Annotated in this window: 11 protein-coding genes; 3 read left to right on the top strand and 8 right to left on the bottom strand. The window is 61.7% G+C overall.

From position 1 onward, the window contains the following. Positions 1–43 precede the first annotated feature (43 nt). Together tpiA and secG are read left to right on the top strand one after the other, a co-directional pair. Positions 44–823, top strand: coding sequence for a triose-phosphate isomerase (gene tpiA, locus HWX44_RS01580; protein ID WP_046649105.1), 780 nt, complete (start codon positions 44–46; stop codon positions 821–823). Positions 824–1,005: 182 nt separating this feature from the next. After that, positions 1,006–1,239: a preprotein translocase subunit SecG gene (secG, locus tag HWX44_RS01585; RefSeq protein ID WP_046649106.1), complete on the top strand. Its 234-nt coding sequence runs from the start codon at positions 1,006–1,008 to the stop codon at positions 1,237–1,239. A gap of 119 nt (positions 1,240–1,358) precedes the next feature. On the opposite strand, the gene pgl is transcribed toward secG, so the two are convergent. From pgl to tkt, 5 genes are all read right to left on the bottom strand, one after another. Continuing rightward, positions 1,359–2,120, bottom strand: a complete 762-nt coding sequence (gene pgl, locus HWX44_RS01590; protein ID WP_175972919.1) for a 6-phosphogluconolactonase — start codon at positions 2,118–2,120, stop codon at positions 1,359–1,361. 55 nt (positions 2,121–2,175) lie between these two features. Further along, the gene (locus HWX44_RS01595; RefSeq protein WP_046649108.1) at positions 2,176–3,108 is read right to left on the bottom strand and encodes a glucose-6-phosphate dehydrogenase assembly protein OpcA; all 933 of its coding nucleotides are present in this window, start codon (positions 3,106–3,108) and stop codon (positions 2,176–2,178) included. 21 nt (positions 3,109–3,129) lie between these two features. Next, positions 3,130–4,581, bottom strand: coding sequence for a glucose-6-phosphate dehydrogenase (zwf, locus tag HWX44_RS01600; RefSeq protein ID WP_369816149.1), 1,452 nt, complete (start codon positions 4,579–4,581; stop codon positions 3,130–3,132). A 209-nt stretch (positions 4,582–4,790) separates the two neighbouring features. Next, complete coding sequence (gene tal / locus HWX44_RS01605; protein WP_175972920.1) at positions 4,791–5,879, bottom strand: transaldolase; 1,089 nt, start codon at positions 5,877–5,879, stop codon at positions 4,791–4,793. Positions 5,880–5,921: 42 nt separating this feature from the next. Next, positions 5,922–7,997, bottom strand: coding sequence for a transketolase (gene tkt, locus HWX44_RS01610; RefSeq protein WP_175972983.1), 2,076 nt, complete (start codon positions 7,995–7,997; stop codon positions 5,922–5,924). A 315-nt stretch (positions 7,998–8,312) separates the two neighbouring features. Between tkt and HWX44_RS01615 the strand changes: the two genes are divergently transcribed. Next, positions 8,313–9,257, top strand: coding sequence for a heme o synthase (locus HWX44_RS01615; protein WP_175972921.1), 945 nt, complete (start codon positions 8,313–8,315; stop codon positions 9,255–9,257). Between the two features lie 4 nt (positions 9,258–9,261). On the opposite strand, the gene HWX44_RS01620 is transcribed toward HWX44_RS01615, so the two are convergent. The 3 genes from HWX44_RS01620 to HWX44_RS01630 form a co-directional block, all read right to left on the bottom strand. Further along, the gene (locus tag HWX44_RS01620) at positions 9,262–10,230 is read right to left on the bottom strand and encodes a quinone oxidoreductase family protein (protein WP_175972922.1); all 969 of its coding nucleotides are present in this window, start codon (positions 10,228–10,230) and stop codon (positions 9,262–9,264) included. 126 nt (positions 10,231–10,356) lie between these two features. Next, positions 10,357–11,370, bottom strand: a complete 1,014-nt coding sequence (locus HWX44_RS01625; protein WP_175972923.1) for a COX15/CtaA family protein — start codon at positions 11,368–11,370, stop codon at positions 10,357–10,359. 82 nt (positions 11,371–11,452) lie between these two features. Next, complete coding sequence (locus tag HWX44_RS01630) at positions 11,453–12,214, bottom strand: ABC transporter permease (RefSeq protein WP_175972924.1); 762 nt, start codon at positions 12,212–12,214, stop codon at positions 11,453–11,455. Positions 12,215–12,247: the final 33 nt, after the last annotated feature.

Genomic DNA, 12,247 nt, shown 5'->3' on the forward strand with positions numbered 1-12,247 from the left:
CAACCATCCTCTCAACACAGTCTGACTTCGAGAAAGGCTAATCATGGCACGTACCCCGCTTATCGCTGGTAACTGGAAGATGAACCTCGACCACAAGGAAGCTATCGGCTCCCTGCAGAAGTTCGCTTTCTCCTTGCCGAAGGAATACTACGAAAAGGTCGACGTGGCTTTTATGGTCCCGTTCACCGACATTCGCACGGTCCAGACGCTTGTCGACGGCGACGACCTGCAGTTCACCTACGGCGCGCAGGACATCTCCAAGCACGAGTCCGGCGCCTACACCGGTGAGGTATCCGGCAAGATGCTCTCCGCCCTGGGCTGCTCCTGGGCAGTGGTGGGCCACTCCGAGCGCCGCGAGTACCACGGCGAAACGGATAAGCTCGTCGCAGAAAAGGCCGCAGCGGCGTTGGCCAACGGTATCAGCCCCATCGTGTGTGTCGGCGAGCCCTTGGATGTCCGCGAGAAGGGCACTCACGTCGATTACGTGGTGACCCAGACCCGCAACTCCCTGGAGGGCCTGTCCGCTGAGGATCTGGCAAAGACCGTCATCGCTTATGAACCTGTCTGGGCTATCGGCACCGGCAAGGTTGCTTCCGCTGAGGATGCACAGGAAGTGTGCGCAGCTATTCGTCAGCTCGTCCGCGAGCTCGGCGGCGACGAGGTTGCCGAAGGCATCCGCATCCTCTACGGCGGCTCCGTCAAGGTGGACTCTATCGCGGAGATCGTGGGCAAGCCCGACGTTGACGGTGGTCTCGTCGGCGGCGCCTCCCTCAAGGGCGAGGAGTTCGCAAAGCTGGCGGCTAACGCCGCCCAGGGCGCCTAATCTCCCCGCATCCTGCCGTGGCGGGTCGGAATAGTTTCTGGCCCGTCACGTGGTGTATCATCGAGGATTATTGCGCGCGCTGTCTTCGCGCCCTTTTTTCCACGCGTGACGGTGGCTCACCACGGTGATTCACTAACGCGCGTCATACTCACTGTACATACGCGTAAACAAGGAACTACTTCATGATCTTGGCACTGGAAATCCTCCTCGTGATTGCCGCAATCTTGATGACTATCTTCGTGCTGCTGCACAAAGGTAAAGGTGGTGGCCTGTCGAGCCTCTTCGGCGGCGGCGTGCAGTCCAACCTCTCTGGTTCCACCGTGGTAGAGAAGAACCTTGACCGCTACACCGTGGTCATGGTGGTTATCTGGCTTGCCTGCATCGTGGCTCTGAACCTTCTGCAGGCTTATAGCTAAAAGGTCTTTCGGCCCCGCCGCACATACGCCAAACGCCGCGTCCCTCCTCCAATAAAGGTGAAGGACGCGGCGTTGTAGTTTTCATTGGCGGCCCTAGAGAAGCCGCCGGGGAGCTGTTGTTAGAGACGCTGCGCGGCATCGTCGCTTAAGAACAGCAGCGTTTCCTCAGTGCCCTGAGCACCTGCGGCCGGCCAGTCCTCAGCCGCAGCGCCAGCCACGAGGTGGGAGACAGCCTCGGCCTTCTCCTCACCGGAAACCAGGAACCAAATGCGCTGGGAGCGGTTGATGGCCGGGTAAGTCAACGTAACGCGCTCAGAAGGCGGCTTGGGGGAGTCGTGGACCGCGAAGGCATAGTCGGTGTCTTCATAGACCGCTTCTGAATGCGGGAACAGGGAGTTAATGTGGCCTTCGTGACCCATGCCCAGCAGGTGAATATCGAAGCCTTCCGGCGCAAAGTCACGGATCTCGCCCTCATAGGCTTGTGCTGCGTGCTCCATGGATACGGCTCCCAAGTCATAGCCGTGAATGTGGCGCTCCGGGATATCCACGTGTGCCAAGAGAGCCTCACGGGCTTGGCCCTCGTTAGAGTCCGGATCGCTTACCGGCACGTTGCGCTCATCGCCGAAGAAAGCATGGATGCGCGTCCAGTCCACAGCCAATGCTGGGTAGTCGCTGCCTTGCTGTTGAGCGGCGTCGTGAAGCCGTGCCAGCTCGCGCAGCATGCCGATTCCTGCTCCGCCACCGGTGAGCACGACGCGGGCGACACCATCCTTGTGGAGGCCGCCGCCTGGGGCTTGAATCGCCGCAACCGTCTCAATAAAGGCGAGTGCGGCGGAGGATATGAGCTCGTCGATGTCGCTAACGCGGCGAAGCGTGACCATGGTGCAGAAAGATCCTTCTGAATGATGAGACTAGGAAACGATGAAATGATTATGCCTACACACTGTAGTCCACGCGGGCTAAGGCGCGGAGAGCGTGAGCGTATGTCTTATCCGCATCGAGATGGCGGAGTTCTTCCGAAAGCACTTCTGCTTCGGAACGCACCGCGAGGCTAACGAGTGATTCCGGGGAGCCCGGAACACTGACCTTCACTGTCGCAGGGTCAACGACAGTGACGCTAACATCGGCAGTGGGACGTTGGAAAACCACCGAGGTAATCGGGAAGGTACCCGCCGCGCAGTCCGACACAGTACGGGTAACGGGGACGGAGAGGGCGTCGAGAAGCCAGCCGGCAGCAAAGTCGACGGCGGCGTGGTGCTCGGCACCGGAGATCTTCACAGAGGTGATCGGTTCGTGCGGGAACCTGTCGAGGGCCGAAGCGACGATACCGCGCCAGAGGGTGATGGCACCCCACGACATGTCGGAATCTCCGGGCTTATAGCCAGAGGAGAGCACGTGGAGGTCGTACTGATCGACTCCACTGCCGAAGGCAACGTTGGTAATACGGCGCTGGGCCAGCGCACCGATCGGAACAGAGGACGGGGACGGCGGGCATGCCGTAGGCCACCACGCCACGATTGGTGTATCGGGAAGAAGCAGTGGAGTCACTACCGCTTCTGCCTGATCCGCGAGGGCGCCATGCAGGTGCATGACGACGATCTCCGAGGCACCCGCTTCGCCACCGACGCGCAACTCGGCGTCGAGCCGAGTGTCCTCGTCGAGATTTCCAGTAGCGATGACGATGACACGGGAAGGGTGCTCGTGGGAGGCATCGCGCACCGATGCGAGCAGGTTGTCCAGGTCATCGCCCTCTTCGGTCATGACGATGAGCGTGAGGACCCGGCCGGTCGTGAGCGTGTAGTGCTCCTGCATCTCTACAAGCTTCTTAGAGATCTTGCGCGTCGTCGTATCGGGCAAGGGGATAATCATAAGGCCATTCCTCCTAAGGACCTACGGACGGCGCCAGGAATGACCCCGGCGGCGCAGCATTCTATTAGCGGACTCCGGCCCCCACGTGCCAGCGCGGTATTGCTCCGGCTGTCCGATACTGGACCAGTACTCAATGATGGGGTCGAGGATGGACCACGACAGCTCCACTTCCTCGTTGGTGGGGAAGAGGGAGGACTCGTCCAAGAGGGCGTCGAGAATCAGGCGCTCATAGGCTTCCGGCGATTCTTCCGTAAAGGCCTCGGCATAGGCGAAGTCCATGTTGACGTCACGCACCTCCATGGTGGAGCCCGGAACCTTGGAACCAAAGCGCATGGTGACGCCTTCATCAGGTTGGACGCGGATCACCACGGCATTTTGGCCCAGCGCATCGGCTTGGCCCTGATCAAAAGGCTGGTGCGGGGCGGTCTTAAACACCAGTGCAATCTCGGTTACGCGGCGGCCCAGCCGCTTGCCGGTACGCAGGTAGAAAGGAACGCCCGCCCAGCGACGGGAATTGACCTCGAGGGTACAAGCGGCATAGGTCTCCGTCGTGGATTCCGGATCGAATCCTTCCTCCTCCCGCAGGCCCTTGACATACTCTGATCCCTGCCAGCCGGCGGAGTACTGGCCGCGGGCGGTGGTCTTGTTAAGCGGGTGCACCGCATTGGTGGCGCGCAGCACCTTGATCTTTTCCGCCTGGAGCGCCTCTGGGTCAAAGGAGGAGGGTTCCTCCATGGCGACGAGGGCTAGTAGCTGCAGGAGGTGATTCTGGATGACGTCGCGCGCAGCGCCGATGCCGTCGTAATAGCCGGCACGTCCGCCCAATCCGATGTCTTCGGCCATCGTGATCTGCACGTGATCGATGTAGTGCGCGTTCCACATCGGCTCGAAGATCTGGTTGGCGAAGCGCAGCGCCATGATGTTCTGCACTGTTTCCTTGCCCAGGTAATGATCGATGCGGAACACCGAAGACTCCGGGAAGACGGCATTGACGATCTCATTGAGCTGGCGCGCGGAAGCCTGATCGTGGCCGAAAGGTTTTTCAATGATGACGCGGCGCCAGGAGCTTTCCGTGCTGTCCGCCATGCCGACGCGCTCTAGCTGGTGGCAAATATCGGAGAAGAACTCTGGCGGAACCGAAAGATAATAGGCCCAGTTTCCACCGGTGCCGCGGGAAGCGTTGAGCTCAGACAACCGGGCGGAGAGCCTATCAAAGCCAGCGTCGTCGAAGTTGCCTTGGACAAACTCGATTCCTTTGGCGAGGTGCTCCCACACATGCTCACTGAAGGTCGTTCGGGCACCCGCCTCGGCGGCCTCGCGGACGTAGTCGCAAAAGGCTTGCTTGTCCCAGTCGCGGCGGCCGTAGCCCACCAGCGTGAAGCCGGCGGGCAGCAGCCCTCGGTTGGCTAGGTCGTAGATGGCAGGGAGGAGCTTCTTGCGCGCCAAGTCACCCGTGACGCCGAAAATCACCATGCCGGATGGCCCGGCGATACGTGGCAGGCGTTTGTCCTTCGCGTCGCGCAACGGGTTGACCCACGCGCTGGTAGTGCTCACTAAGTGTCCTTTCGGTCTGTGTGAGATAAGTCCAACAGCTCAGCATAGCGACACGCGCCCCGCCGGCCACAGTTGCATGGCCGTTGGTGGCGCGCGCCGATGGTGAGCACTTAAAACCTCATGCTCTTTTAGGAGAGGCGGTCTGTCATCGAGGCAAGCAGTTCCTCCCATGCATCGACGAACTTGTCGACGCCCTCCTGCTCGAGCACGGTGAAAACATCGGCGAAGTCGATGCCGACAGCCTCCAGCTGTGCCCATACCTTCTCTGCGTCGTCAGAAGCTTCAGTCAGCGTATCGCCGTGCAGGTTCCCCTGCGCAAGAACCGCATCAATGGTCTTCTCGGGCATCGTGTTGACGGTCTCCGGCCCAGCGAGCTCGGAAACGTACAAGGTGGCAGGGTAGTCAGGGTTTTTGACTCCCGTCGACGCCCACAGTGGCCGCTGCGGGTGGGCACCGGAAGGCAAGTCGCTACCGTTGTCCTTGAACTCCTTCAGGAAAAGCGCATAGGCGCGTTGGGCGTTAGCCACTCCGGCCTTTCCACGCAGCGCGAGGGCTTCATCAGAGCCGTTCAACTCGAGGCGCTTGTCGACTTCGGTGTCCAAGCGGGAGACAAAGAAGGAGGCCACGGAGTGAATAGTGGAGACATCCTTACCTGCTTCGGCGGCGCGCTGAATTCCCTCCTTGTAGGCGGCAATCACCTGCGCGTAGCGCTCCACAGAGAAGATCAGAGTGACGTTGACGGAAATACCTTCTGCCAGAGCATCGGAGATGGCGGGCAGGGAACCGTCGGTTGCCGGGATCTTGATCATGAGGTTGGGGCGGTTAACCTTGGCCCACAACTCGCGGGCCTGTGCCAAGGTTGCCTCCGCATCCGCAGAGATTCGTGGATCAACCTCGATGGACACTCGGCCGTCCCGGCCATCAGTTGATTCATAGATCTCGGTGAAGAGATCGCAGGCATTGCGGACATCGTCGATGGCGAGCGAGTACACCGCGTCGTCCGCGGTAGCGGACTTTTCCTTTAGCGCTTCGATGTCGGCATCGTAGGAGGTGCCGGAGGACATTGCGGCAGCAAAGATTGCCGGGTTCGTGGTGACACCCACGATGGACTTGGTGTCGAGGAGTTCGCGGAGGTTGCCAGAATCCAAGCGCTCGCGGGAGAGATCATCGAGCCACGTCGAGGTACCGAGACGGGCCAGCTCATCAATATGTGTCATGGTGTGTGCAGGGTCCTTTCGTATTGGACAGCAGTAGGGGGGTTAGCCTGCCTGAGCAGCGGTGAGGGACTCGCGGGCGGCGTCAGCAACGGCCTCGGCAGTGAAGCCGAACTTCTCAAAGAGCTCCGCGGCAGGTGCGGAAGCGCCGAAGTGCTCCAAGGACACGGTGCGGCCGAAGGAACCGGTGTACTTGTGCCACGGCATGGAGACACCGGCCTCGACGGAGACGCGCGCGCGGACGGAGGAGGGGAGGACGGACTCGCGGTAAGACGCATCCTGCTCGTCGAACCACTCCAAGCACGGCGCGGACACCACGCGGGTAGCGGTACCGTCCGCCTCGAGTTGCTTGGCGGCCTCCACGGCGAGCTGTACCTCGGAGCCGGTGGCGATAAGAATCACGTCCGGGGTTTCCTTCGATGCCTCAACGAGGACGTAGGCGCCGCGGCGCACACCTTCGGCAGCCTTCTCCTTGGTTCCTTCGAGTACAGGCAGGTTCTGGCGGGACAGAGCGAGGCCCTTCGGAGCGGCCTTGTACTCAAGGGCCGCCGCCCACGCCTGGGCGGTCTCGTTGGCATCTGCCGGGCGGATGACGGAGAGGTTGGGGATGGCGCGCAGGGCAGCGAGCGTTTCCACTGGCTGGTGGGTCGGGCCGTCTTCGCCCAGCCCGATGGAATCGTGCGTCCAGACGTAGTAGGTATCGGTGGACATGAGCGCGCCGAGGCGGACAGCCGGGTACTGGTACTCAGAGAAGATGAGGAAGGTACCACCGTAGACGCGGGTATTGCCGTGCAGTGCAATGCCGTTCATGACTGCGGACATGGCGTGTTCGCGGATGCCGAAGTGCAGGTTGCGGCCGTAGGGGGTGGCAGTCCAAGTATCGGTGGTGATGGACTCTGGGCCGAAGGAATCTGCGCCCTTGATCACCGTGTTGTTGGAGCCTGCCAGATCGGCGGAGCCGCCCCACATCTCCGGCAGGGAGGCTGCCAGTGCCTGGATGGCGGCCTCGGAGGCCTTGCGCGTTGCCAAGGATTCGCCCGCTTCCCAGGACGGAAGTTCTGCGGCGAAGTCAGCCGGCAGCTCGCGAGCCTGGAGGCGGTCGAAGAGCTTCTTCTCCTCCGGGTTGGCAGCTGCCCACGCGTCAAACTTTTCCTGCCACTCTGCGTGCTTCGCGGCACCGCGAGTGGTCAGCTCGCGGGTGTGTGCGAGGACTTCCTCGTCGATGTGGAAGGACTGCGCCGGATCGAAGCCGAGGACCTCCTTGGTGGCGGCTACCTCATCCTCGCCAAGAGCTGCACCGTGGACGCCACCGGTGTTCATCTTGTTCGGTGCCGGGTAACCAATCACGGTCTTAACTCGGATGAAGGAGGGGCGGGAGGTTTCGGCGCGTGCCGCGGCGGCAGCTGCTTCGATGGCTTCGACATCTTCGCCGGACTCCACGGTCTGCACGTGCCAGCCATAGGCCTCGTAACGCTTAGCCACGTCCTCGTTGAAGGCAATGTTGGTGTCGTCCTCAATGGAGATGCGGTTGTCATCCCAGAAGACGATGAGATTGCCCAGCTTCTGGGTGCCCGCCAAGGACGAAGCCTCAGCGGTGACGCCCTCTTGCAAGTCACCGTCGGAGGCGATGACGTAAACGAAGTGATCGAAGGGGGATTCGCCGGCCGGGGCCGAGGCATCGAACAGGCCGCGCTCTTTGCGTGCGGCCATTGCCATGCCGACCGCGGACGCCAAGCCTTGGCCCAGGGGACCGGTGGTGATCTCGACGCCATCGGTGTGGTGAACCTCGGGATGGCCGGGAGTCTTCGAGCCCCAGGTGCGCAGCGACTTGAGATCCTCCATCTCGAGACCGAAGCCGCCGAGGAAGAGCTGGATGTACTGCGTCAGGGAAGAGTGTCCAACGGAGAGTACGAAGCGGTCGCGCCCTGCCCAGTGAACATCGGCTGGATCGTGGTTAAGCACGCGCTGGTAGAGCGTGTAGGCCAGCGGTGCCAGGGACATGGCGGTACCGGGGTGGCCGGAGCCGCAGTTCTGGACGGCGTCGGCAGCTAGGACGCGCACGGTATCCACGGCGCGAGTGTCGAGGTCACTCCAGTCCGAAGGATAACGGCGCTCAACCATAGCCTGCAGTTCCGGGGACAACTTTTCGTTCGACACGGCGAAAACCTCACTTCGCTTCTGGAAACAGATATACCGTTAATCAGTGTAAAGGTTTTTCGATCTTCGGCGGGGGATTATATAAACCAGGTTTCGGGCGGTAGTCTGGCATGGTTGACGCTGTTGCCCCGCTGCCAACCAGTGGGCGGCGACTATCCCCAAAGAACGCTTCGGGGATTCGCCACAAAGTTCTCGGGAACTTTTTAGCGCGGGCAGCCGACCAGTACGTCAGACCCATAAGCCATACACCCACGTGCCGGATATACGGAGGATTGTTCCTTGGAGACCATCAAGGCCTATTTTGCGCTAACGAAACCGAGGATCATTGAGCTCCTCCTCGTGGCGGCAATCCCGGCTATGCTCCAGGCACAGCGTGGATTCGAAGCAGTGTCCTCCAACTTCTGGCTCATCGTCTCCACCATCTTCGGTGGATGGATGGGTGCCGCGGCTGCCCACACATTTAACAACGTTGTCGATTATGAGATCGACCAGAAGATGCAGCGCACCCGTGCCCGGCCGCTAGTGCGCAAGACCATCTCGCGGCGCAACGCCGCGATCTTCGCGTGGATCATGTTAGCGCTATCCGTCTTTTGGCTGGGTGTGTTAGCTAACTCGTGGTTGGCCGCGTTCTTCGTGCTCTTGACCAACTTCTTTTATGTCATCGTCTACACGAAGTTCCTCAAGATGCGGAACTCCCAGAACATCGTCTGGGGTGGCCTCGCTGGCTGTATGCCCGCCATGGTGGGTTGGGCCGTCATTCGTGATAATGCACCGGCAGGGGAGCCGGACCGTTGGTGGCAGGCCGTGGTGCTGTTCCTCATTATCTTCTTCTGGACCCCGCCCCACACGTGGGCGCTGGCGATGAAGTACAAGGAGGACTACCGCAAGGCTGGGGTGCCGATGCTGCCCGTCGTTGCCGGGGAAGTAGAGGTGACCCGCCAAATCGTGTGGTACACGATCGGCACGGTTATCGTGACCTTCCTTATCATCCCTGCGGCCTCGTGGATCTACTTGGTGGCCGCGGTGTCTTCCGGCACGGTCTTCCTTTGGATGGCGATTCGTCTGCACCAAGGGGTAAAGAAGGGCGCAAAGGTCAAGCCCATGCGCCTGTTTATTTACTCCAACAACTACCTGTCGGTGCTCTTTATCGGCCTGTCCATCGACGCCGTCGTGGGCTGGGAGCCCATCGGGCGCATGCTGGGATGGTCGGCCGCGCTGTTCTAGCGAGCTAGTCTTCGCGTACCCGGAGGACAATCGAGCCTGTGGTCTTGCGCTCTTGGAGGTCGCGGTGGGCCTGAGCAGCTTCGGCGAGCGGATACTCCGCGGAGATGCGGAAGTCGAGGTCGCCATCGATGACCGCCTGCACCACTGCCTGGGCGCGCATCTGGAACTCGCCTTCCTGGGAGGTCCAGGCGCCGAGTGAGGGGCGGGTGAGGAAGATGGAGCCGTGCTTGTTCAGCAGCTGCGGGTCCATCGGCGGGACGGGGCCCGACGCGGCACCGAAGAGCGCTACCGTGCCGCGCGGTCGCACAACCTCAAGGGATTCACCGAAGGTAGCCTTGCCGACGCCGTCGTAAACCACGTCCACGCCGCGCCCACCGTTGTGACGGCGCACCTGCTCGGCCATGCCGCTGCTGTAGCGGAACACGTGGTCTGCGCCCGCGCCGTAGGCCAGCTCTTCCTTCTCATCGGTGGAGACCACGGAATAGACGGTGGCGCCCAGGGACTTCGCCATCTGGGTGAGGATCAAGCCCACGCCGCCTGCACCGGCGGTAATGAGACAGGATGCTCCTTCCCCTAGCTGATACACACCGTGGGTGAGGTAGTGCGCCGTCATGCCCTGCAGGAGCATCGAACCGGCGACGGCGGAGGGAATCTCGTCGGGGACGGCCACCACGCGGTCGCGCGGCACGCAGACTTGCTCCGCATAGGAGCCGAAAGCGTGATCCCAGGCCACCATCGTGCCCGGGGCGATTTCTCCCTGGGGGTCGTGCACAACGCGTCCGGTTCCTTCGAGACCGATGATGAAAGGCACGGAGGCGTTGTAGATGCCTTCGCGGTAGTAGGTGTCGATGTAGTTGACACCGGCCACGGAGACGTCGACAAGCAACTGCTCCTTCGTCGGCGTGGGGGATTCTACCTCGGCGTAGGTGAGGACCTCGGGCCCTCCGGTCGTGGTCACCTGAATAGCATGCATGGTGTCTAGGCTAAACGAAGCACAGGCACCCGCGCAGCAAAAAGCGCCGCCATCCTCACTTCCTGGTGAGAACGGCGGCGCTACGAGTACCTGTTGTAGTGGCTTTACTGGCTCTTTTGGCTCTGTCTAGCTGTGAGCTGCGGGGAGGTTCTCGTCACCGCGCTGGGCAGTGCTGGCAGTAGTGCCATCCTCGTTTCCGACGCGGCGCAAGCCATGCGCCCACAGCAAGGCGGTGAAGGCCGTGACCACTGAGGACATGCCCACGTGGAAGGGGACGGTCCAGCGGGGGATGTGGAGATAGAACTGGGTGACACCGATAGCCCATTGGATGACGATGCACGCAATGAGCACCCAGCCGGCCTTCTTAGCCACCTTGGGAGCGCCGGTGCGGTGCAGGAGGAAGACCACGATGAGCGTTAGCGCTAAGTAGACGTACATGCAGACCGCGTGAATAATGGCCATGCCATAGGTGTCCACGCCCAGGCGGCCCTCCATGCCTACACCAGCATCACCGGAGTGTGTACCCGAGCCAGTCACAAAGGTGCCGGTCAGCAGAACGATGGACAGGGCTACTGTAGCCACCACCGCGAGGGTGCGCACGGCGGCGGGGAAGAGGCGAGTGGGAGTGCCGTCATCGGGCTCGTTAATGCGGGAGAACAGCATGGCCGCGATCCACACCAGGACCATAGATGGGAGGAAGTGAATTGCCACACTCCACCAGGAAAGCTTCAGCACCACCGACAGGGCGCCGATGAGTGCCTGCACGAAAACACCTGCGAGCCCTGCCCAGGCATAGACCTTGAGCTCCTTGCGGCGCTGCGCCTTGTGAACGACCACGATGCTGGCGATGGCCGCCGCCGCCACAACAAAGGTCAGCAGGCGGTTGCCGAACTCAATGGCCTGGTGGAGCATGGGAGCCGCGCCCTGGATGGGAACCAAGGAACCAGGGTGGCAGTTGGGCCAGGTAACGCAACCAAGGCCGGAGCCGGTTACGCGCACGATGGAGCCCGATACGGTAATTCCGCCCTGGCAGAGCAGGAGGATGAGCGCGACGATGCGCTGCGTCTTCACCGAGGGACCGGTGGTCGGCGCAGCGGGCGCGGTGGAATGTTGAGGAGAGGAAATATTGGCGGTACTCACGGCTATTCAGCCTACCGCCCGGCCCCATCCGGGAACCAATATCGACGGGTGGGTCACACCGCGCAAGGGAGAAGAATCACTTTTAGCCCTCGAAGCGGAACCAACGCACCGCGGCAAACGACGCCACCGCTGACCACCCGACGAGTACAAGGAGCTCAAAGCCCGGGAAGGACCCGTTCAGGGCGGTATCGAGTCCGGCGGCCATTGCCACGGTGGGTACGAGGGTCAACACCCCGTTATCACCGAGCCCCTGGGAAAACATGACCCATCCGACGGTGCCGAGAAGAATAAACCAAATGAGGTTGGCCACCGCCAAGACCACCTCCGAACTCAGCGTTCCGCCGAGCAGTAGGCCTAAGGCCGTAAACGTGGCCACACCCAAGGCGAGGGTGAGCACGCCGATGGCTACACCCCCAGCGGTGATGCGCAGCCCCAGGAAGGCGGCAATCGTCCCCAGCACAAGGACCTGGAGCACCACCATCGACAGCACGGCGAGAATCTTTCCCACCACAATGGCCCAGGCAGGAACGCCTGAAGCGCCTGTGCGTTTCAGCGCACCATAGCGACGGTCGAAAGCCAAGGAGATGGCCTGACCCGTGAAACCGGAGGAGGTCGCCGCAACGGCCAGCACCATGGGGAAGATTTCCTCCACGCCGTGGCCGGTGCTGTCTTGCAGTGTCGCGGCGCCGATCAGGATGGCCACTGGGATGATGATGCTCAGCAGCTGCTGCTCACCGTGGCGCAGCATGAGCTTGGATTCGATAGCCCCTTGGGCACGTGCCATGGCCGCTACACCCACGCGCTGCGGGTGCGGGCTAAAAGTGCCGGGTGCGAAGGTGCTCATGGAGCTTCTCCTTGTTCAAACAACTTGATGAAA

It is taken from the genome of Corynebacterium sp. Marseille-Q2823 (genome assembly GCF_903645345.1).
Lineage (GTDB): Bacteria > Actinomycetota > Actinomycetes > Mycobacteriales > Mycobacteriaceae > Corynebacterium > Corynebacterium hiratae.

Excerpts from the sequence above, each read along its gene's own strand:
- tpiA (WP_046649105.1), top strand. The coding sequence starts at position 44 with ATGGCACGTACCCCGCTTATCGCTGGTAACTGGAAGATGAACCTCGAC.
- secG (WP_046649106.1), top strand. The coding sequence starts at position 1,006 with ATGATCTTGGCACTGGAAATCCTCCTCGTGATTGCCGCAATCTTGATG.
- pgl (WP_175972919.1), bottom strand. The coding sequence starts at position 2,120 with ATGGTCACGCTTCGCCGCGTTAGCGACATCGACGAGCTCATATCCTCC.
- HWX44_RS01595 (WP_046649108.1), bottom strand. The coding sequence starts at position 3,108 with ATGATTATCCCCTTGCCCGATACGACGACGCGCAAGATCTCTAAGAAG.
- zwf (WP_369816149.1), bottom strand. The coding sequence starts at position 4,581 with ATGGTGATTTTCGGCGTCACGGGTGACTTGGCGCGCAAGAAGCTCCTC.
- tal (WP_175972920.1), bottom strand. The coding sequence starts at position 5,879 with ATGACACATATTGATGAGCTGGCCCGTCTCGGTACCTCGACGTGGCTC.
- tkt (WP_175972983.1), bottom strand. The coding sequence starts at position 7,997 with ATGGTTGAGCGCCGTTATCCTTCGGACTGGAGTGACCTCGACACTCGC.
- HWX44_RS01620 (WP_175972922.1), bottom strand. The coding sequence starts at position 10,230 with ATGCATGCTATTCAGGTGACCACGACCGGAGGGCCCGAGGTCCTCACC.
- HWX44_RS01630 (WP_175972924.1), bottom strand. The coding sequence starts at position 12,214 with ATGAGCACCTTCGCACCCGGCACTTTTAGCCCGCACCCGCAGCGCGTG.